The organism is Georgenia sp. AZ-5 (genome assembly GCF_043952095.1).
Classification (GTDB): Bacteria; Actinomycetota; Actinomycetes; order Actinomycetales; family Actinomycetaceae; genus Georgenia.
Genome location: NZ_JBINOU010000001.1, coordinates 1,614,115 through 1,634,672 on the forward strand (window position 1 = coordinate 1,614,115; position 20,558 = coordinate 1,634,672).

At 75.4% G+C, this 20,558-nt stretch carries 17 protein-coding genes and 1 tRNA gene; 7 read left to right on the forward strand and 11 right to left on the reverse strand.

Annotated elements, in window-relative coordinates:
- Positions 1-141: 141 nt before the first annotated feature.
- From ACF0H8_RS07720 to ACF0H8_RS07735, 4 genes are all read right to left on the reverse strand, one after another.
- Positions 142-1,983, reverse strand: coding sequence for an AMP-dependent synthetase/ligase (locus ACF0H8_RS07720; RefSeq protein WP_395288369.1), 1,842 nt, complete (start codon positions 1,981-1,983; stop codon positions 142-144).
- 90 nt (positions 1,984-2,073) lie between these two features.
- Positions 2,074-4,767 (reverse strand): valine--tRNA ligase, encoded by a 2,694-nt coding sequence (gene valS, locus ACF0H8_RS07725; protein WP_395288370.1) that lies wholly within the window; start codon positions 4,765-4,767, stop codon positions 2,074-2,076.
- A 68-nt stretch (positions 4,768-4,835) separates the two neighbouring features.
- Positions 4,836-6,128, reverse strand: coding sequence for an alpha/beta fold hydrolase (locus tag ACF0H8_RS07730; RefSeq protein ID WP_395288371.1), 1,293 nt, complete (start codon positions 6,126-6,128; stop codon positions 4,836-4,838).
- A 52-nt stretch (positions 6,129-6,180) separates the two neighbouring features.
- On the reverse strand, positions 6,181-7,302 hold the full coding sequence (locus tag ACF0H8_RS07735; protein WP_395288372.1) for a PfkB family carbohydrate kinase: 1,122 nt from the start codon (positions 7,300-7,302) through the stop codon (positions 6,181-6,183).
- Positions 7,303-7,334: 32 nt separating this feature from the next.
- On the opposite strand from ACF0H8_RS07735, the gene ACF0H8_RS07740 reads away from it, so the two are divergent.
- From ACF0H8_RS07740 to ACF0H8_RS07750, 3 genes are all read left to right on the forward strand, one after another.
- A complete protein-coding gene (locus ACF0H8_RS07740; RefSeq protein ID WP_395288373.1) occupies positions 7,335-8,672 on the forward strand; it encodes a 6-phospho-beta-glucosidase in 1,338 nt (445 codons plus the stop codon).
- Positions 8,673-8,874: 202 nt separating this feature from the next.
- Positions 8,875-8,947, forward strand: a tRNA-Gly gene (locus ACF0H8_RS07745).
- Between the two features lie 335 nt (positions 8,948-9,282).
- A complete protein-coding gene (locus ACF0H8_RS07750) occupies positions 9,283-9,678 on the forward strand; it encodes a cupin domain-containing protein (RefSeq protein ID WP_395288374.1) in 396 nt (131 codons plus the stop codon).
- A 138-nt stretch (positions 9,679-9,816) separates the two neighbouring features.
- Here ACF0H8_RS07750 and ACF0H8_RS07755 read toward each other — a convergent pair whose 3' ends face one another.
- On the reverse strand, positions 9,817-10,602 hold the full coding sequence (locus ACF0H8_RS07755) for a putative protein N(5)-glutamine methyltransferase (RefSeq protein WP_395288375.1): 786 nt from the start codon (positions 10,600-10,602) through the stop codon (positions 9,817-9,819).
- A 253-nt stretch (positions 10,603-10,855) separates the two neighbouring features.
- On the opposite strand from ACF0H8_RS07755, the gene ACF0H8_RS07760 reads away from it, so the two are divergent.
- From ACF0H8_RS07760 to ACF0H8_RS07770, 3 genes are read left to right on the forward strand one after another with little or no spacing between them, the layout of a single operon-like run.
- Positions 10,856-11,854 (forward strand): TIGR03557 family F420-dependent LLM class oxidoreductase, encoded by a 999-nt coding sequence (locus ACF0H8_RS07760; protein ID WP_395288376.1) that lies wholly within the window; start codon positions 10,856-10,858, stop codon positions 11,852-11,854.
- Complete coding sequence (gene cofE, locus ACF0H8_RS07765) at positions 11,851-12,717, forward strand: coenzyme F420-0:L-glutamate ligase (protein WP_395288377.1); 867 nt, start codon at positions 11,851-11,853, stop codon at positions 12,715-12,717. Before ACF0H8_RS07760 ends, cofE begins: the two co-directional genes overlap by 4 nt.
- Positions 12,718-12,775: 58 nt before the next feature.
- Positions 12,776-13,603, forward strand: a complete 828-nt coding sequence (locus ACF0H8_RS07770) for a dihydrodipicolinate synthase family protein (protein ID WP_395288378.1) — start codon at positions 12,776-12,778, stop codon at positions 13,601-13,603.
- Positions 13,604-13,606: 3 nt separating this feature from the next.
- Here the strand turns inward: ACF0H8_RS07770 and ACF0H8_RS07775 are convergent, their stop codons facing one another.
- The 6 genes from ACF0H8_RS07775 to proC form a co-directional block, all read right to left on the reverse strand.
- Complete coding sequence (locus ACF0H8_RS07775; protein WP_395288379.1) at positions 13,607-13,963, reverse strand: hypothetical protein; 357 nt, start codon at positions 13,961-13,963, stop codon at positions 13,607-13,609.
- Between the two features lie 34 nt (positions 13,964-13,997).
- On the reverse strand, positions 13,998-14,867 hold the full coding sequence (locus tag ACF0H8_RS07780; RefSeq protein WP_395288380.1) for an ABC transporter ATP-binding protein: 870 nt from the start codon (positions 14,865-14,867) through the stop codon (positions 13,998-14,000).
- Positions 14,864-15,961, reverse strand: coding sequence for a putative F420-0 ABC transporter permease subunit (locus tag ACF0H8_RS07785; RefSeq protein WP_395288381.1), 1,098 nt, complete (start codon positions 15,959-15,961; stop codon positions 14,864-14,866). Before ACF0H8_RS07785 ends, ACF0H8_RS07780 begins: the two co-directional genes overlap by 4 nt.
- Positions 15,958-16,968, reverse strand: a complete 1,011-nt coding sequence (locus ACF0H8_RS07790; RefSeq protein ID WP_395288382.1) for a putative F420-0 ABC transporter substrate-binding protein — start codon at positions 16,966-16,968, stop codon at positions 15,958-15,960. The genes ACF0H8_RS07785 and ACF0H8_RS07790 overlap by 4 nt, the downstream gene beginning before the upstream one ends.
- A 178-nt stretch (positions 16,969-17,146) precedes the next feature.
- The gene (locus tag ACF0H8_RS07795) at positions 17,147-18,415 is read right to left on the reverse strand and encodes an endonuclease/exonuclease/phosphatase family protein (protein WP_395288383.1); all 1,269 of its coding nucleotides are present in this window, start codon (positions 18,413-18,415) and stop codon (positions 17,147-17,149) included.
- Between the two features lie 242 nt (positions 18,416-18,657).
- Positions 18,658-19,482, reverse strand: coding sequence for a pyrroline-5-carboxylate reductase (gene proC / locus ACF0H8_RS07800; RefSeq protein ID WP_395288384.1), 825 nt, complete (start codon positions 19,480-19,482; stop codon positions 18,658-18,660).
- Between the two features lie 63 nt (positions 19,483-19,545).
- On the opposite strand from proC, the gene ACF0H8_RS07805 reads away from it, so the two are divergent.
- Complete coding sequence (locus ACF0H8_RS07805; protein WP_395288385.1) at positions 19,546-20,313, forward strand: SDR family oxidoreductase; 768 nt, start codon at positions 19,546-19,548, stop codon at positions 20,311-20,313.
- The last annotated feature ends 245 nt before the right edge of the window (positions 20,314-20,558 follow it).

Below are 20,558 nucleotides of genomic sequence, written 5' to 3' on the forward strand. Positions count from 1 at the left end.
GCGCGGGTCAGGCCCGCCACCACCGGCTCTAGGTGGACAGCGGGGAGCTTTCGTCAGGCACTGCCTGACGAAAGCTCCCCGCTGTAGCGGTCACGGGTCGATGTGGCCAGTCACGGCACGACCGACCGCATCGCGGGGCGGTCAGCTGTAGATCGACTCGATCTCGTCGGCGAAGTCCTTGAGCACCAGGGCCCGCTTCACCTTCTGCGACGGCGTCAGGTAGTCGTTCTCCAGCGTGAAGTCGGTGGTGAGCACCTTGATCTTGCGGATCGACTCGGCGCGGGAGACGGCCTCGTTCGCGCGGGTGACCGCGCGGTCCAGCGCCGCGAGCACGCGCTCGTCGGTGGCCGCCTGCTCCACCGTCATGGCGGGCAGGCCGTGGTTCCTCAGCCAGCCGGGCAGCATCTCGGCGTCCAGCGTGACCAGCGCGCCGATGAACGGCCTGTTGTCGCCGACGACGACGACCTGGGAGACCAGCGGGTGCCCGCGCAGGCGGTCCTCCAGCACGGCCGGGGCGACGTTCTTGCCGCCCGCCGTCACGATGATCTCCTTCTTGCGCCCGGTGATCCGCAGGTAGCCGTCCTCGTCCAGGGCGCCGAGGTCACCGGTGATGAACCAGCCGTCCTCGTCGAACGCCTCGGCCGTGGCCTCGGGGTTGTTGTGGTACGCCCGGAACACGTTCGCGCCCTTCACGAGCACCTGCCCGTCGTCGTCCACGCGCACCGAGGTGCCGGGGTAGGGCGGGCCGACGGTGCCGATCTTCACCAGGCCGGGCCGGTTGACGGTGGTGGGCGCGCCCACCTCGGTGAGGCCGTAGCCCTCGAGGACGACGACGCCGATGCCGCGGAAGAAGTGCCCAAGTCGCTCGCCGAGGGGGCCGCCGCCGGAGATGGCGTAGTCAAGCTCCCCGCCCATGGCGGCCAGGATCTTGGCGTAGACGAGCTTCGCGGCCACGGCGTGCTGCGCCTTCAGGGCGGCCGAGGGGCCACCCGGGGTGTCGAGGGCGCGGGAGTAGGCGATGGCGACCTTGGCGCCCCAGCGGAAGATGCGCTGCTTGGTGCCGGAGCCGGCCTTCGCGTCGGCGGCGTTGTAGACCTTCTCGAACACGCGCGGGACGGCGAGCAGGAAGGTGGGCTTGAAGGCGCCCAGGTCCGCGACGAGGTTCTTGGCGTTGGGCACGTGGCCCATCACGGCGCCCGAGTACACGCACAGCACCTCGACGAAGCGGGCGAAGACGTGCGCCAGCGGCATGAACAGCAGCGTGCGCTTGTTGCCGCCGCGCACGACGTCGCTGAAGTTGGGGTCGTCGGAGCCGTTGACCACGAGCGAGATGAAGTTCCCGTGGGTCAGCTCGACGCCCTTGGGCCGGCCGGTGGTGCCGGAGGTGTAGATGATCGTCGCGAGGGAGTCCGTGCCCAGGGCGGCGGTGCGGGCGGCGACCTCCTCGTCGGGCCGGTCCGCCCCCAGGGCGGCGAGCCGGGTCAGCGCGTCCTCGAAGATGACGAGGACGTGCTCGAGGCCGGGCACCTTCCCGATGAGCTGCTCGGCCAGCGCGGCCTGCGCCCGGGTCTCGGCGAAGACCACCCTCACCGCGGAGTCGGAGACGATCCACTCCACCTGGGAGGCGGAGGAGGTCTCGTAGATGGACACCGGGACGGCGCCGGCGGACCAGGCCGCGAAGTCCAGGACGGACCACTCGTAGCTGGTCTGGCTCATGATCGCCACGCGGTCGCCCGGCTGGACGCCCAGGGCCAGCAGCCCCTTGGCGGCGGCGAGGACCTCGTCGGCGAAGACGCGCGTGGTCACCGGCACGAAGCCGGAGCCCAGCGCCGTCTGCCGCTCGAAGATGGTGCCCTCCGGCTCCCGGGCCACCCGGTCACGCAGGATGCCGGGGATCGACATCTCCGGCGTCACCCGGCCCACCGCGGGGGTGCTCGCCTCCCGCAGCGCCTCGCGCTCCTGCGTCGCTGGCGTGTCAGCCATCCATCTTCCCTTCCGGCCGCACGGCGCGGCCCGCTCGCCCGCCGGTGGCGGGATGTCCCGGTGCGGCGGGCCGGGCCCGCCGCGGTGCCCCTAGCGGCGCGGCTCGGGCTCGTCGAGCTCGTGCTCGGTCACCGAGGCCTGCTCGGCACCGCTCGCGCCGACGATCTCCAGGTCCCCGCGCACCCGGCCCGCTGCGCGCAGGTCGCCCAGCGCCTGCTGGACGAACGGCACGGCGTCGGCCGGCAGCTCGAGACGGACGCGGGCGAAGGTGGTCCGCTGGGAGACCTTTGCCTCGGACTTGACCTTGCGCAGCGCCGCCAGCGCCTGGCCGGTGGCGCGGATCAGCTCGGCGTCGCCGTCGGCCGCCGCGGCGCGCAGCGGCGCCGCCTCCGGCCAGGAGGCCCGGTGCACCGAGCCGGTGCGGTACCAGCTCCACACCTCCTCGGTGGCGAAGGGCAGCACGGGGGCGAACAGGCGCAGGAACGTGTCCACCGCGATCGCCAGCGCGGCGCGCGCGGAGGCCGCCTCCGCCGCGGGCAGGACGCCGTCACGGTTGTAGGCGCGGTCCTTGACCAGCTCGAGGTAGTCGTCGCAGAAGGTCCAGAAGTAGGTCTCGGAGACCTCCAGGGCGCGGGTGTGGTCGTAGGCCTCGAAGGCGGCGGTGGCGGTCTCCACGACCTCGGCCAGCCCGGCGAGCATGGCGCGGTCGATCGGCACGGTGACCGCTGCCGGGTCGAGCACGAGCGGGGCGTCGCCGCCCATCGTCAGGGCGAACTTCGAGGCGTTGAGGACCTTGATCGCCAGGCGGCGGCCGATCTTCATCTGCCCGACCTCGAACGCCGCGTCCGTGCCCAGGCGCGCCGAGGCGGCCCAGTAGCGCACCGCGTCGGACCCGTGCTCCTCCAGCAGGCCCATGGGCGTGACCACGTTGCCCTTGGACTTGGACATCTTCTTGCGGTCGGGGTCGAGGATCCAGCCGCTGATCGCGGCGTGCTTCCAGGGCAGCGCGCCGAACTCCAGGTGCGCGCGCACCACCGTGGAGAACAGCCAGGTGCGGATGATGTCCTGGCCCTGGGGGCGCAGGTCCATGGGGTAGACCCGCTCGAAGAGGTCGGCGTCGCGCAGCCAGCCGCCGGCGATCTGCGGGCTGAGCGAGGACGTCGCCCAGGTGTCCATGATGTCCACCTCGCCGACGAAGCCGCCGGCCTGGCCGCGCTGGTCCTCGGTGTAGCCCGGCGGGACGTCGATGCTCGGGTCCACCGGCAGCTGCGCCTCGTCCGGGGCGAGGACGGCGCCGTGGTCGACCTCGCCGTCCTCGCGCACGGCGTACCACACGGGGATCGGCACACCGAAGAAGCGCTGGCGGGAGATGAGCCAGTCGCTGTTGAGGCCGTTGACCCAGTTCTCGTACCGCACGCGCATGAAGTCCGGGTGGAACTCCAGCTCGCGGCCGCGGGCGAGGAGGTTCTCGCGCAGGTCCCTGCCGTTGGCCTCGGTGTGGGGCCGGCCGCCGTTGCGGATGTACCACTGGCGCGAGGTGACGATCTCCAGCGGCTTGTCGCCCTTCTCGAAGAAGCTCGTCTTGCGCTGGGTCGGCACCGGCTCGCCGTCGAGGTCGCCGGAGGCGCGCAGCGCGTCCACCACGACGTTGCGGGCCGAGAAGGTGGTCTTGCCGGCCATCTCCTCGTAGGTCGCGCGGCCGGCGTCGGAGGCCAGCCACTCGGGGGTCTCGCGCACGATGCGGCCGTCGCGGCCCAGCACGGAGCGGGTGGGCAGGTCGAGCTCGCGCCACCACTGCACGTCGGTGAGGTCACCGAAGGTGCAGCACATGGCGATGCCGGCGCCCTTGTCCATCTCCGCGGCCGGGTGCGCCAGGACGGGCAGCTCGACGCCGAAGACGGGCGAGGTGACCGTGGTGCCGAACAGGTCCCGGTAGCGCTCGTCGTCGGGATGGGCGATCAGCGCCACGCAGGCGGGCAGCAGCTCGGGGCGGGTGGTCTCGATGTAGACGGCATCGGAACCGTCCGGGCCGGGCTCGGTCAGATGGAAGGCGACCTTGTGGTAGAAGCCCGGGTAGTCGCGGGCCTCGAGCTCGGCCTGGGCGACCGCCGTCTGGAAGGTGACGTCCCACAGGCCCGGCGCGGCGGCCTGGTAGGCCTCACCGCGGGCCAGGTTGCGCAGGAACGCGGCCTGGGCCACGAGCCGGGAGTCGCGCCCGATGGTCTGGTAGTGCTGCTGCCAGTCCACCGACAGGCCGAGGTGGCGCCACAGCGCCTCGAACTGCTGCTCGTCCTCGGCGGTGAGGCGCCCGCAGAGCTCGACGAAGTTGCGCCGGCTGATCGGCACCTGGTCCGCGGCCTTGATGGACTTGCCCTCGCCGCCGACGTGCGGCGGGGTGAAGTCGGGGTCGTAAGGCAGCGACGGGTCGCAGCGCACCCCGAAGTAGTTCTGCACCCGCCGCTCGGTGGGCAGGCCGTTGTCGTCCCAGCCCATCGGGTAGAAGACGGCCTTGCCCCGCATGCGCTGGTAACGGGCGACGACGTCGGTGTGGGTGTAGCTGAAGACGTGACCGACGTGCAGCGAGCCCGAGACGGTGGGCGGCGGCGTGTCGATGGAGTACACCTGCTCGCGCGTGGCGGTGCGGTCGAAGGCGTACGTGCCCGCCTCGGTCCAGGTGCCGTTCCACCGGTCCTCGAGGCCGTCGAGGCTCACCTTGTCCGGTACCGACGGCGCGGGAAGGGTCTCGGCCTCGGGGACGGTTCCGGTCAGGGGTGCTTCGCTCATGGTGGCTGATTCTTCCACGACGGCGGCAGTGACCGCCCTCACCGCCCGGCGCCGTGGCCGCCGGGCCGTCAGCGCCGCGCCAGGGCGATGAGCCTGTCGAGGATGTGCTCGCCGTCGGTGCGGATGCCGTCGTGCTGGTAGTCGTTCGTGATCCACGGGCGCAGGCCGCGGATGGATCGCGCCGTCTCCATGGACAGCTCGAACGGCACGAACATGTCGTCGACGTAGATCGCGGCCGCCACCGGGACCTCGTTGTGGGCGAGCGCCCGCGCGTCGTACAGGGCGGGGAAGTCCTCCTTGGCGGCGAGCAGGTCGGCGGCGTCGGCCAGGGGCGCCAGCGCCGGGTCCTCACGCAGCTGCCAGGGGTAGATGTGCTCGCCGGTGAGGTAGTACGGGGTCGCCGGCCAGGCGGGGTCGGCGTCCTCGGCCAGCGTGGCGAACTCGCTGCGCACCCGCTGGGCCGCCCAGTGCGTGGCCTGCCGCTGGGCGTAGATCGTCTCGTGCAGCACCGCGTACAGCTCCCGTCCGGCGTAGCTCAGGATCGCGCCGGCGTCGGCGAGGAAGGCCCGGGTCAGCCGCCGGGTGCCGTTCACGGTGACGAACGGCTCCTCCAGGAGGTAGTGCAGCGCGTCGAAGCCCCGGTCGGCGCCGAGCTGGATGCCCACCTGCCGCAGCCGGCGCGGGGAGAGCCGCTCCCCGCTGGGCAGCAGCTCCTCGGTGCCGGCGAGGTGCTGCGCCACCTCGCGCAGGCGTCGCTGGTCGTCGGGGTAGCGGGCGAAGTACTGGGCGTTGCGGCGGGCGGTCTTGGCGTAGGTGAGCCGATAGACCTGCTCGGCGGGGGTGCTCAGCCCCGGCAGCCCCGCGGTGATGAGGGCCTCGCGCAGGCCCTGCGGGGCGGCCGAGAGGTAGGCGGTGATCACGAAGCCGCCATAGGACTGACCCAGCGCCGCCCACGGCTCCCCGCCCGTGAGCTCCGCGCGCAGCAGCTCGGCGTCGGCCACGATCGCGTTCGCGCGGAAGTGCGCCAGGTACGCCGCCTGGGCGGCGGCGTCGCCGCGGGCGGTGACGGTCAGCGCGTCGGCGGGGGAGGAGTTCCCCGTGCCGCGCTGGTCCAGCAGGACCACCCGGTAATCCCGCAGGGCGCGGTGGACCCACCCGGTCAGCTGCGCCGGCCGGTCGCCCCGCCCGCCCGGGCCGCCCTGGAACCACACCAGGTACGGCTTGCCGGCGTTGCCGTCGCGAACGATCTCCCGCGCGAACAGCTGTATGGTCTCCCCGCCGGGGTCGGCGTGGTCGAGCGGGACGGCGAGACGGTGCTCGAGGACGTCGTGGCCGTCCAGGCGGTAGCGGGAGGTGTCCATCCGCACATTCTGGGCCCGGGTGGCCGCGAGGGGCAGCCCTTCGGGCGCCCGCTCACTCCGCGCGCAGCCGCACGGGGACCGGGTCCGCCGGCGTGGGCGTGGTGGGCTGGGCGTCGGAGCGGCGGGCCATGGTCGCCTCGGCCCGGCGCACCCGCGCCAGCGCGTGCCCGGGCAGCACGTCGGCGAGGAACTCGTAGCGGTCCGCCGTCGCGCGGGCGGCGCGGTCCCCGGTGCGGGCCGCGCCCACCGTCGCGTCCCACCAGTCGGCGATGTCGCCCCACCCGGGGGCGGCGAGGGAGCCGCCGAAGTGCTGGACCGCCAGCCCCGAGCAGAGTACGGCGAAGCGCAGCCGCTGCTCCAGGCCCCACCCGCTCAGCGTCCCGGTCACCAGGGCGGCGGCGAAGACGTCCCCGGCGCCGGTGGCGTCCAGCGCGTCCACCCGCAGCGGCTCCACCCGCGCCTCCTGGCCGGTGGCGGCGTCGACGGCGAGCGCGCCCTCCGCGCCCAGGGTGACGACCACGAGAGGCACGTGCTCGGCCAGGGCGCGCGCCGCCTCGGGCGGGGTGGCGGTGCGGGTGTACGCCATGGCCTCCACGGCGTTGGGGCTGAAAGCGTAGCAGCCGTCCAGGCGCCGCAGGTCGGCGGCGTCCCACGCCTCGGAGGGGTCCCAGGCGGCGTCGGCGAAGACGAGGGTGCCGGTGTCGGCGGCCGAGCGCCACCACGGCTCCGCGCCGGTGGCCGTCTGGGTGAGCTCGGCGACGACGGCGCCGGCCGGCGGCGCGGCGGCCACCAGGTCGGTGGCCGGCTCGGGGTCGGGGTGGCCGTGGGTCACCATGGCGCGGTCCCCGCCGGACGCCATGGACACGGTCACCGAGGTGTGCCAGTGCCGGTAGCGGCGCGAGGCCGACAGGTTCACGCCCTCCTGCTCGCCGAGCACCGCCCACAGCCAGTCGGCGTAGGCGTCGTCGCCGAACGCGGCCGCCAGGCCGGTGCGCAGGCCGAGCCGGGCGGAGGCGATGGCGAGGTTGGCGATGCCGCCCGGGGCCGAGCCCATGCCGGAGGCCCACACCTCGGTGCCGGCGCGGGGGGCGGAGGGCAGGCCGGTGAAGATCAGGTCCAGGAAGACCGGGCCGGAGACGAGGACGTCCAGGGCGTCGGCGGGGTCGGCGCTCATGATGGGCACGATCCTGCCATTACGGTGGGCCGGTGAAGCTCACGATCCTCGGCGGCGGCGGGTTCCGCGTGCCGCTGGTGTACCAGGCGGTGGCGGGCGGGCGCGGGCGCGTGGACGTGGACGAGGTGGTGCTGCTCGACGACGACCCCGCCCGCCCGCGGGTGATGGGCAACGTGCTGGGCCAGCTCGGGGCCGGCACGAGCGGACCGGCGGTGCGCACGACGACGGACCTCGACGACGCCGTCGCCGGGGCGGACGTCGTGTTCTCCGCCATCCGGGTGGGCGGCACCGCCGGGCGCACCCACGACGAGCGGGCCGCCCTGGACCTGGGCGTGCTGGGGCAGGAGACGGTGGGCGCCGGGGGGCTCGCGTACGCGCTCCGCACGGTGCCGGTCGTCGACGAGGTGGCGCGGCGCATCGCCGCGCTGGCGCCGCAGGCGTGGACGATCAGCTTCACCAACCCGGCCTCGATCGTCACCGAGGCGATGCGCACCCACCTGGGCGGGCGCGTCGTCGGCATCTGCGACACCCCGATCGCGCTGGTGCGCCGGGCGCTGCGCGCCTGCGGGCTGGACCCGCGCGCCTTCGACAGGGGCGAGGCGGAGGTGGACTACGGCGGCCTGAACCATCTGGGCTGGCTGCGGGGGCTGCGCGCGGGCGGCCGCGAGCTGCTGCCCGGGCTGCTGGCCGACGACGCCGCGCTCGGTGGCCTCGAGGAGGTCCGCCTCATGGGGGCGGACTGGGTGCGGGCCCTGCGGGCGCTGCCCAACGAGTACCTGTACTACTACGACTTCGCCCGCGAGGCCGTGGCGGCCATCGCCGCCCAGCGCCGCACCCGGGGCGAGTTCCTCGCCCGTCAGCAGGGCGCCTTCTACGCGCGGGCCGCCGCCGAGCCCGGCCGCGCGCTGACGCTGTGGCACGAGACCCTCGCCGAGCGGGAGGCGACGTACATGGCCACCGAGCGGGAGACGGCCGCGGCGGGCGACCGCGAGGCAGAAGACCTCGGCGGCGGCTACCACGAGGTCGCCGTCGACCTCATGGCCGCCCTCGTCGGCGGGGAGGAGCACCGCATGATCCTCGACGTCGCCAACACCGGCGACGACGGTGCGCCCCTCCTGCCCGGGCTGCCGGCGGACGCGGTGGTCGAGGTCCCGGTGCGGGTGGACGGCGCGGGCGTGCACCCGCTGCCGGTCCGCACCCCGCTCGCCCCGGCGATGCTGGCGCGCGTGGCGGCGGTCAAGGCGTCCGAGCGACTGGTCATCGAGGCCGCGCGGACCGGGTCCCGTGAGACGGCGTGGCTCGCCTTCGCCATGCACCCGCTGGTGAACTCCGCCGACGTGGCCCGCCGGCTGGTGGACGCCTACCGCTGAAGGGCGCGGCGCAGCGCGCCGGCGAGCCGATCGGGCGCCGGTCCGGCCGCCGGCGAGATCGTCGGGCAGAGAAGAACTCCTGTGTGCCGCTCTGCTCGGCGCCGGGAGCCGTGAGGTGCCGCACACGGGGCCCCGCCTTGCCCGGAGGGCGCCCGGACGTGAGTTACAGTCTTGGAGCGCTCCGGGGATCGAGCCCCGGCACGCGGATGTGGCTCAGTTGGTAGAGCATCACCTTGCCAAGGTGAGGGTCGCGGGTTCGAGTCCCGTCATCCGCTCGCTGGAAGCCCCCGAACCCTCGGTTCGGGGGCTTCGTCGTGCCGGGCGAAGGCGTCGCCAGGGGCGCGCCGGCGTCGCCGCGCATCCCGCTGGCAGCGGCGCGCGCATCCGCCGTCGGCCCGCGGGCTCTGGCCAGCAGCGGCGAGTGTGACGTTCTGGTCGCTCTGACGTGCGGCATAACCGCAAGATCGCCACATTCGTCGCCACCGTGGCGCGCACCCCGACTCTCCGCCGCCGCCGTGGCGCGACACCCGATCGCCCTGCGCGGCAGCGCCGCCTGCGGGAGGCTAGGGCCAGGCGCCCGAGCTGCGGGCCGAGACGGGAGGGAAGGCCGATGACCGTTCGACTCTGGTCGCGCGAGGGCGAGCCCGAGCATGGCGCGGAGTTCCGCCGCGTGCTCTGGACGGGCGAGCACAGCCAGCTCGTCGTCATGACGCTCCCGCCCGGGAGCGAGACCGGCGAGGAGACGCACTGGGAGACCGACCAGATCCTCAGCTTCGTCTCCGGTTCCGGCAAGGCCGTCGTCGAGGACGAGGAGCGGTTCGTCGCCGCGGGGGACATCGTCGCCGTCCCGGCCGGCACGCGCCACAACTTCGTCAACGTGGGCCCGAACCGGCTGGTGCTCTACACGATCTACGGCCCGCCGGAGCACCCCGACGGCGCCGTCCACCGCACCAAGGACGAGGCGGACGCCGCGGAGCAGGTGGGCCGCGAGGAGCCGCGGCGCTGAGCCCGCGGGGTGGTGAAGAGGAGCTGAGCCCGCGGGGGTGCTGAGCCGCAGCGCTGAGCCCGTGGCGGATCAAGGAGCTGCCCGGGCGGCTGTCGCGCCGCGTGCGGCCGTGCGGAGACCCGAGTCGCGTCCCGCCCGTCAGGGCCGGCGCCCGACGACGACGGTCGCGTCGAGCTCGTCGGAGCGGCTGACCCGGGGGACCAGGCCCGCGGCGGCGACCGCCGCGGCGGTCTGCGCGGCCTGGCGCCTGCTGGTCTCGAGGAGCAGGCTCCCGTCCGGTGCCAGCCACCTGCGTGCTGCGGCGACCACCCGGCGCTGGACGTCGAGGCCGTCCGCGCCCCCGTCCAGGGCCGCCACCGGCTCGTGGAGGCGCGCCTCCGGAGGCATCGTGCCCAGCTCCCCGGTGGGCACGTAGGGCGCGTTGGCCATCAGCACGCCGACGCCGCCGAGCAGGGCGCGGGGCAGCGGGGCATCGAGGTCCCCCTGGTACACCCGGCCCCCGGCCGCGGCCACGTTCCTGAGTGCGCAGTGCACGGCCGCGGCGTCGACGTCGACGGCGTGCAGCTCGATCCCGCCGACGGACGCCGCGACCGCGGCGCCCACCGCCCCCGAGCCGCAGCACACGTCCACCACCACGGTCCCGGGCTGGGCGAGGGCGACGGCCTCCCGGACGAGGAGCTCCGTGCGCCGGCGGGGGACGAACACCCCGGGGTCCACGGCCACCCGGAGACCGCAGAACTCCGCCCAGCCGAGCAGGTGCTCCAGCGGCTCGCCCGCAGCGCGCCGCTCCACCAGCCCGGCGACCTCCTCCGGCGTGCCGGCGGCCTCCAGCAGCAACCGCGCCTCGTCCTCCGCGAACACGCAGCCCGCAGCGCGGAGCCTCTCGGCCACGGCGACGACGACGGTCCCGGAGGTCAGGGTCACGGCGCCACGCTAGGGCGGGCGCCCGGCCAGGGGAAGGTCCTCCCCGGGTGCGGCACGATCGCCGGCGGGCGGCGGGGCGCGGCCTCCGGCGTCGCTGGGCAACGGGCAGAAAGGGGCGTAAGCCGGCTGGGCAACGGGCAGAAAGGGGCGTAAGCCGGCGCGGGGCCTGGCGGCGCAGGGCCGGGCCGCCACCTGCGGGCATGGTAGACGGACGGCTCCTGTCCGCACGGCCGCGGGCTGCAAGGATGGCCCCATGACGCTGACGATCGGATATGCGGCCGCGCTGGAGCAGTTCGCGCCCATGGAGGCGGTGCAGTACTCGGCGCTCGCGGAGCGGCACGGCTTCTCGGGGGTGATGGCGGCCGACCACTTCCAGCCCTGGACGCCCGCGCAGGGCCAGGCGTCGTTCGTGTGGAACGTCCTCACCGCGGTGGGGGAGCGCACCCGCGGGGACCTCGGCCCCGGCGTGACCGCGCCGACGTTCCGGTACCACCCGGCGATGGTGGCGCAGGCGTCGGCGACGCTGGCGGCGATGTACCCGGGCCGGCACTGGCTGGGCCTCGGCTCGGGCGAGGCGCTGAACGAGCACATCACGGGGCAGTACTGGCCGGAGGCGCCCGAGCGGATCAACCGGATGTTCGAGGCGATCGAGATCATCCGCAGGCTCTTCACGAGCTCCCTGGCGGGCAAGGACACCAAGCACGCCGGGCAGTTCTTCAAGCTCGAGTCCACCCGGCTGTGGACCATGCCCGAGCAGGCCCCGCCGATCTACGTGGCGACCGGCGGCCCGGTGACGGCGAGGCGGGCCGGCAAGCACGCCGACGGGCTCATCACCGTCGGGGCGCCGCTGGAGAAGATCTCCGGGCTGTTCGACAAGTTCGCCGCCGGCGCGCGGGAGGCCGGCAAGGACCCCGAGGCCATGCCGAAGGTGCTCCAGCTGCACCTGTCCTGGGCGCCGACGGACGAGGAGGCGCTGGCCAACGCCATGGACCAGTGGCCCAACGGCGGCATGAAGTTCCCCAAGGCGGACATCCGCTCGCCGTACGACTTCGCCGCGATGGCCAAGCTGGTCCGCGAGGAGGACTTCGCCGGGCGCATGGTCATCTCCGCCGACCCCGACGTCCACCGGGCGGAGATCCAGCGCTACGTCGACCTCGGCTTCGACCGGATCTACCTGCACAACGTCGGCCGCAACCAGGCGGAGTGGCTCGAGGTCTTCGGCCGCGACGTCCTAACCAAGCTGGCCCGATGAGCGCGACGGCCAGCCGGACGCCCGCCGACGGGACCGGGGCCGGGACCCCCGCCGACGGGAGCGGGGCCGGGACGCCCGCCGAGGGAATGACGGCCACCGCACCGGCGGACCTGGTGGTGGCGCAGGCCCCGGACGGCGTGCCCACGATCACCCGCGGCGACGACCTCGCCGCGCGCCTGACCCCGGTGCTCGCCGCCCTGGCCTGGCCGGACGGGAGCACGGGCCTGGCGGAGGGGGACGTCGTCGTCGTCGCTTCGAAGATCGTGGCCAAGGCGGAGGGCCGGCTGGTGGCCGCGCGCGACGCCGGGGAGCGCGACGCCGTCATCGCCGGCGAGACGGTTCGGGTGGTGGCCACCCGGCAGCGGCCGGACGGGTCCGTGCTGCGCATCGTGGAGAACCGGCAGGGGCTGGTGATGGCCGCGGCCGGCGTGGACTCCTCCGACGTGCCCGCGGGCACCGCGCTGCTGCTGCCGGAGGACCCCGACGCCTCGGCGCGCCGCCTGCGCCGCGGCCTGCACGCCCGGCTGGGCGTGCGCCCCGGGGTGCTCGTCACCGACACCGCCGGCCGCCCGTGGCGCCGCGGCGTCGTGGACATGGCCATCGGCGCCGCCGGGGTGCTCGTGCTGGCCGACCACCGGGGCCGCCGCGACCCCTACGGGCGCGAGCTGCGCTCCACCGTGGTCAACCTGGCCGACGAGATCGCGGCAGCCGCCGAGCTGGTCAAGGGCAAGGCGGCGGGCCGCCCCGTCGCCGTCGTGCGGGGCATGGGCCACGCCGTGACGGCCGAGGACGGCGACGGCGCCGCAGCGCTGATCCGCCCGCCCGCCGAGGACATGTTCCGCCGCGGCGTGAGCGAGGACTGACCGCCGTGCTGACCGGGCTCTCGGCGTTCCCGATCACCCGGCGGACGGCTCCGGGCGGGTGGACACCGGTGCGCTCCGGGCACTCGTGCGCCCGATCGTGGATGCCGGCGTCGACTCGGTCGGGCTGCTCGGCAGCACGGGCTCCTACCCGTACCTGTCCCGTGCCGAGCGGCGCCGCGCGGTCGACGCGGCTCGGGCGGAGGCCGGCGAGACCCCGCTCGTGGTGGGCGTCGGTGCGCTGCGGACGGACGACGCCGTGGACCTTGCCCGCGACGCGCGGGACGCCGGCGCGTCGGCCGTGCTGCTCGCGCCGGTGTCGTACATCCCGCTGACCGACGACGAGGTGGTCGAGCACTTCGCCGCGGTCGCCGCCGCCGGGGTGCCGGTGTGCGTCTACAACAACCCGTCGACGACGGGGCGCGTGGTCACGCCCGGGCTGCTCGCCCGGCTCGCCCGCCTCCCCGGCGTCGTCGGCGTGAAGAACCCCGGCTCGCCGGCGAAGGAGGTGGCGGCCGAGCTCGGGCGCCTCCGGGGGGTGGTCCCCGCCGGGTTCTCGTGCGGGTACAGCGGCGACTGGCACGCCGCGGGCGCGCTGCTGGCGGGCGCCGATGCCTGGTACTCCGTGCTGGCCGGCAGCCTGCCGGAGGTGTGCGTGCAGCTGCACGCCGCGGCGCGCTCGGGGGACGTGACGGCGGTCGCCGCCCTCGATGCCCGGCTCGGGCCCGTGTGGGAGCTGTTCCGGGAGCTCTCCAGCTACCGCGTCGTCCACGCCGTTGCCCGCCTGCGGGGCGTCGCCCCGGCTGACCCGCCGCGGCCCGTCCTGCCGCTGGGCGACGCCGCGCGGGCACGTGTCGGCGCCGTGCTGAGGGACGCGGGGCTGCTGTAGCGCTCAGCCCTCCATGAGGGAGCTCGCGTGCTGCCGCTCCCCGGCCGCGAGGACGCCGGGGGCGGTGGTCAGCAGCCGCCACCGGACCGTCCCGGCGGGGCCGTCCAGGCGGCCCCGCTCCAGCGCCCGGCCGATGCGGCGGCGCACCTCCTCCTCGCGAGCCGGGTCGGTGACGAACACGATCCGGAGCCGCACCCCGCCTCCGCGGCGCTCCGCGGCGGTGTGGTGCGGGGCCAGCGGGCAGGGCGGCTCGTGCTCCCAGTGCCCGCACAGCTCCTGGGTCACGGCCGCCCCCGGCGCGCGCGTGTCCGCGTCGGCGGCCATGGCCAGCGCCGCGTCGTGGGCGTACGCCTCTCGCACCGTCCCAGTGTGACGCCGCGGCGGCGCGGTGCGCTCACGCCGGGTCGAAGAGCAGCAGCTCCCGGCCGGCCGCGCCGAGGCGGCGCGCGCGCACGCCGTAGACCGCGCCGACCAGCTCGGCGGTCAGGACGTCGTGCGGGTGCCCGGCGGCGACCACCCGGCCGCGGTCGAGCACGAGCACGTGGTCGCAGTACCGCAGCGCGTGGTTGAGGTCGTGCAGCGCGGCGAGCACCGTGACGCCCTCGGCGGCCAGCTCCCGGGTGAGGCCGAGCAGGTCGAGCTGGGCGGCGACGTCGAGGTGGTTGGTCGGCTCGTCCAGCAGCAGCACGCCGGGCTCCTGGGCCAGCGCCCGGGCGAGGTGCACGCGCTGGCGCTCGCCGCCGGAGAGGGTGGCGAAGCTGCGGCCCTCCAGCGCGCCGGCGCCCGCGCGGGCCAGCGCCCGCCGCGCGACGGCGAGGTCCTCGGGGGCGTCCGCGCCCCACCGCCGGTGCGGGGTCCGGCCCAGCAGCACCACGTCGAGCACCTCGTGGGCCACCTCGGCGGGGGAGTCCTGCTCGACCAGGGCGAGCCGGCGGGCGCGCTCGCGGCGGGAGAGCCGCCCGAGGTCGGTGCCGGAGAGCAGCACCGCGCCGGCGTCCGGGGACAGGGCGCCCACCAGCAGGCGCAGGAGGGTGGACTTGCCCGAGCCGTTGGGGCCGACGACGGCGCTGACGGCGCCCGCCGGCACCGCGGCGTCGACGCCGTCGAGGATGGTCACGGCGCCGGCGCCGTAGGCCAGCCCCCGGATGTCCAGGGCCGCGGGCGCCCCTGCGGCCGGACCTGTCGGGGCCGCCGTGCCGGGCGCCGCAGCGGAGGGCGCCGCCGCGCCCGGCACGGCGGTGGTGAGCTCGCCGCGGCCGGTCATGGCCGCCCCCGGCGGCGCAGCAGCACCGCGAACACGGGCGCCCCGATGGCCGCGGTGAGGATCCCGACCGGCAGTTCGCGCGGCTCGAACAGGCTCCGGGCGGCGGTGTCGGCGGCGAGCAGGAACGTCGCACCCGCCAGGGCCGCGACGGGCAGCAGCCGGTGGTGGCGCGGGCCGACCAGGAAGCGGACCGCGTGCGGCATCACCAGCCCGACGAACCCGATGGAGCCGGCGACCGACACCAGCAGCCCGGTGAGCAGGGCCGCCGCGCACAGCAGCACCCACCGCGAGCGGGTGACGTGGACGCCGAGCGAGGCCGCCGAGACGTCCCCGAACGTGAACGCGTCGAGGGTGCGGCCCTGGAGCGCCAGGAACGCGCCGACGACCGCCGTCGCGCCGCCGGCGACGGCCGCGTCGGACCAGGTGGCTCCGCCGAGGGAACCCATGAGCCAGGAGAGCACCTCCCGGTAGGAGTCCCCGCTGGCCGACCAGAAGATCACGAAGCTGACGATCGCCGAGCCCGCCTGGGCCACGGCCACGCCGGCCAGCACCGCCCGCACCGGCGACAGGCTGCCGTCCCGCCCGGTGGCCAGGGCCAGCGTGAGCACGAGCGCGGCCATCGCGCCCACGAAGGCCGCGGCCGGCAGGGCCGCCGTCAGCCCCAGGACGAGCACCAGCACCGCGCCGACCGACGCCCCGGAGGAGACGCCCAGCAGGTACGGGTCGGCCAGCGGGTTGCGGGTCAGGGCCTGCATGACGGCGCCGGCCAGCGCGAGCCCGGCGCCCACCGCGGCGGCGGCGACCACGCGCGGGGCGCGGCCCTGCCAGATGATCGCGTCCTGGATCGTCGTGAGCGGGTCGGCCGGGCAGGAGCCCACGCCGAGCGCCGCGCACGCGTGGGACCAGGCGGACGTCCACACCTGCGCCACGGTGATGTCGGCCTGGCCGAGCGTCAGCGCCCAGCCGGCCGCGGCGACCAGCAGGGCGAGCAGCGCCAGCAGGACGACGACGAGGGGCGGCCGCCTTCGCGGGCGCGCGGCGGCGGCCGGAGGCGGCGTCGCCTCCGGCCGGGGCCGCCGCACCGTCGTCGTCACATCCGCGCCTCGAGCGCGGCGAGCTGGGCGGCGAGGTCGGTGACGGCGGGGACGTTGCGCACGCCCGCCTCCGTCGCGGGGAACGGGACGGTCAGGTACCTGCCCTCCCGCACCGCCGGCAGCGCCGCCGTGACGGGGTTGGACTCGAGCACCTCGATCTTGTGCTCGGCGGTGTTCCAGGCGGAGTCGACCAGCACGATGACGTCGGGGTCGCGCTCGGCCACGGCCTCCCACGCCAGGGACGTCCAGGTGTCGGCGACGTCCGCGGCGATGTTCTCCAGCCCCGCGGCCTCCAGGATCATCTGCGGCGCGCCGATGCCGGCCCCTACGTACGGGGTGTCGGAGCCGGAGGAGTACCACACCGCCGTCAGGCCGGCGCCCGAGGGCGTGACCGCGTCCAGCTCCGCCCGCTGCCGCGCCACGAGCTCGGCGGCCGCCTCCGGCTCGCCGAGCACCTCGCCCATCTCGGTGATCTCCTCGAAGACCAGGTCGAAGGTCAGCCGGTCGGGCTGGTGCTCGGGCGCCTTGCACGCCGACGGGGAGACGTAGGTGGCGATGCCCAGGTCCTCGTAGGTGCTCCGCTCGCCGGCGCCGTCGGGGGAGAGGTTCGACTCCCAGCCGGCGTAGACCAGGTCCGGCTCGAGCTCCAGCACGGCCTCGGCCGAGGGGTTCTTCTCGGCGAGGACGGGGACGTCCGCGACGGCGTCGGCCAGCTCCGCGGGGACCTCGCCGTCGGGGTAGGCGGTGCCCACCAGGCGGTCGCCGGCGCCCAGGGCGAGCACCATCTCGGTGGCCGAGGACTTGATGGTCACGATCCGCTCCGGGGGCGCCTCCAGCGTGGTCTCCACGCCGCAGGTGGCCACGGTGACGGGAAACCCGGGCTCCGCCGTCGTGCTGCTCGGGCTCGCGGGCGCGTCGTCGGCGGGGGCCCCGGCGGCGCCGCAGGCGGCGAGCGTGAGCGCGGCGCCGAGCACGGCGGCGAGGGACGGGTGGACGTGACGGGGCACGGGGCTCTCCAGGGGCCGGGAACGGGTGACCGGTGACGCAGTCACCGCGCTGCGCCCGGAACGGGGAAGGACCGCGGGCCCACGTCCAGGCCCGCCCTCCGGACCACTCCCGGCCCGGCGTCCGGGCCCCATGCTAGCCCCGCACCGGGCCGGCCCCGGCAACGGGAGTGCGCCGACGTCAGCGCCGCCCGTGGATCTCCAGGTCGACCCACACCAGCCGGTGGTCGGAGGTGGGGAACGGGTGGATGCCGGTCAGCTCGGAGCCCGGCTGGTCCGCCTCGGGCCAGAACACGCCGGCGTCCTCGACGTCGAGGCGCTTGGAGGGCAGGACGTAGTCCACGCGCAGGTTGCCGGGCTCCGTGTCGGCGAAGTCGGCGGTGTCCAGGCTGGGGTCACCGAGGTGCTGGAGGTTGGCGCCGCGCTGGGTGGCGTCCGCCTCGACGGCGCCCTCGGACGACGGCTCCGGGTCGCGCACGCGCCGGTGGGAGAGCAGCTGGTCGATCGCCCCGGGGACGGAGTCCCCGTCCACCGGGTCGGCGTTGTAGTCGCCCACGATGACGAACCGGGTGCCCGGGCGCAGCCCGCCGCGGCGGCCGGCGTCGTCGTAGATGTAGTCGTCGGCCCGCCGGTCCGCGACGTAGTTCGCCCAGAACCTTGTCTCGTCGTGGTTGCGGCGCCCGTTGCGGTCCTCGGGCCCGTCGAAGGTCGGCGGGGTGGGGTGCGCGGCGAGGATGTGCAGCGTGGTGCGGCCGACCCGGACCGGGACGTCCCAGTGCGACTTGCTGGACAGGCGGACCCGCTCGAGCTCCTCGGGCGAGTACCAGTCCGCGGGCTCCGGGGTGGCCGGGTCGTCGGGCAGGAGGGCGCCGGGCATGTCCTTCCACAGGAAGTTCTGGAAGGTCCGCACGTTCTCGGTGTCGATCGGGTACCGGGACAGCACCACCATGCCGTACTGGCCGGGGAACGCCCCGAAGCCCAGGGCGTCGTCGGGGCCGCCGACGGTGCCGTCGTTGTTGAGGTCCAGGCCCGAGGGGACGCCCGTGTTGACCGGGGCCGTGTACGCGTAGGGGTAGTCGACGGCGTCCCGGCCCTGCTGGGGGACCGCGAGGTAGTTCTCCCGGAAGAGGTCCACGGCGCGGCCCTCGGCGTCGTGGTCGAACTCGTTGAGCAGCACCACGTCGGGCGCGGCGATCTGGATGACCTCGGCGACGGCACGGGCCTGCGGGTCGTCCGGGGTGGACAGGTCGGCGACGAGCTCGCCCTCCGTGGCGCGGTTGAGCGACGCGTTGTAGGTGGCCACACGCAGCTCCGTGCGCTTGGGGGCGGTCTCCGTGCGCTCCGAGGCGGCCGACGACGGCGCCGCACCGGCAACGGCCGGTGCGGCCGTGCCCGCCGCCACGACGGCGGTCACCGCCAGGGCGCCGAGTGCCCGAGTCCGCCCACGCATGTGGCCAAGGTAACAACGCGCCCCCCGATAGGGAAGGGCCGCGGACAATATCGCACGTGGGGGCGCGCGGGCGCGTGGGCCCCGGGGCGCGGGGCGCGCCGCGCCGGGCCGTCACATCCCGGGGCACGCGCCGCCCTCGGCCTCCGCCGGCTGCGCCGTAGGCGTGCCCGTCCCGCTGCCGCGGTCGGCGCCGGCCGGCTGCGCGGCTGACGTGTCCCGACGCCCCGGCGGAGGCCCGCGGATCAGCCCTCGGCCAGGGCGCGGTCCCGGTCGATCGTCGCCTGGACGCCGCGGACGACGGCGGGGGTGAAGCCCGCCTCCTCCATCGCGACGACGCCGGCGATGGTAGTCCCGCCCGGGGACGTCACGGTGTCCACGAGGTCGGCGGGGGTGACGCCGTCGGCCGCGCGCTCGAGGACCATCCGGGCGCTGCCGAGGACCGTCTGCGCCGCGATGCGCACCGCCTTCGCCTTGGGCAGGCCGTTCTTCAGCCCGCCGCGGGCGAGAGCGTCGATGAAGGTGAACACGAACGCCGGGGCCGCCCCGGCGACGGCGGAGAAGGCCGCGAAGTCCCGCTCCGGCAGCACGATGGCCGCGCCGACCGCCTCGAAGAGGCCCACGACGGCGTCGACCTCCTCGTCGGTGGCCTCGGCGTTCCCGCACACCGCGGCCATGCCGGCGCGGATCTGGGAGTTGACGTTGGGCATCACCCGGACCACGGCCTGCCCCTCGGGGAGCATGCCCTCGAGCGTGGCCAGTGGCGTGCCCGCCGCCAGGGAGACCACCAGGGAGCCGTACTCGGCGAGCAGGTCCCGCAACGGCGCCAGGACCTCGGGGATGACGTGCGGCTTGACCGCGAGCACGACCACCCCGCCCGCGCCGACCTGCTCCACGAGCTCCTCGTTGGTCTCGAGCACGTCCACGCCGGCCTCGCGGGCCAGGGCCCGCGCCGAGTGGCCGTGCGCGCTCGTGACCACGATGTCCTCAGCGGCGACCGAGCCCGACGCCACGACGCCGCGCACGATCGCGCTCGCCATGTTGCCCGCCCCGATGAATCCGACCTTCATGGTGCTCCCCTCTGATGGCCCGGTCGTTCGTCAGTATGACGCCCGCGCGCAAGAATCGACGGCATGTCGACCCTTTCCAGCACGTCCGCCCCCCGCGCCCTCGTCACCGGTGCCTCCTCCGGCATCGGTGCGGCCACGGTCCGCCGTCTGCGAGCCGAGGGCTGGGCCGTCCTCGCCACCGCCCGGCGGGCCGACCGGCTCGAGGCGCTCGCCGCCGAGACCGGCTGCGAGACGTTCCCCGCCGACCTCACCGAGCCCGCGGACGTCGCCGCGCTCGCGGACCACGTCCGCGCCGGCGGCCCGCTGCGCTCCCTGGTGAACAACGCCGGCGGTGCGCTGGGGACCGACCCGGTCGAGCGCGGGAACGTCGACGAGTGGGCGCGGATGTACGAGGTCAACGTCCTCTCGACGCTGCGCCTGACGCAGGCCCTGCTGCCGCACCTGCGCGCCGACGGCGGCGGCGACGTCCTCGTCGTGACCTCCACCGCCGCGCACGGCACCTACCCCGGCGGGGGCGGCTACGTAGCCGCGAAGCACGCCGAGCGCATGATCCCGGCCACCCTGCGGCTGGAGCTCGTCGGCCAGCCCGTGCGGGTCATCGAGATCGCGCCGGGCATGGTGCGCACCGAGGAGTTCTCCCTGAACCGCTACCACGGCGACGCCGCGGCGGCCGCGCAGGTGTACGCGGGGGTGGCCGAGCCGCTGCTCGCCGAGGACGTCGCCGACGCGATCGTCTGGACGCTCACCCGGCCCGCGCACGTCAACGTCGACACCCTCGTGATCCGCCCACGGGCCCAGGCGTCGAACACGGTCGTGGCCCGGGAGGGCTGAACGCCGCCGGGTGGCGAAGCGCTGCCCCGCCACCCGGCGGCGGCCCGGGAGGGCTCAGTGGGCCGGGCGCCGTTTCCGGAGCCGAGGTAGGGGTTTCCGGCGAGGTAGGCGCCTACAGCCCACCACCTCGCCGGGAACCCCCTACCTCGCGGCCACCCACGCCGTCGAGCCCAGCACGCCGGCGGCGCTAGACTGCCCCGTACAGGCATCGACCCGGCCATCACCGGTGAGCCTCCGGAAGAACA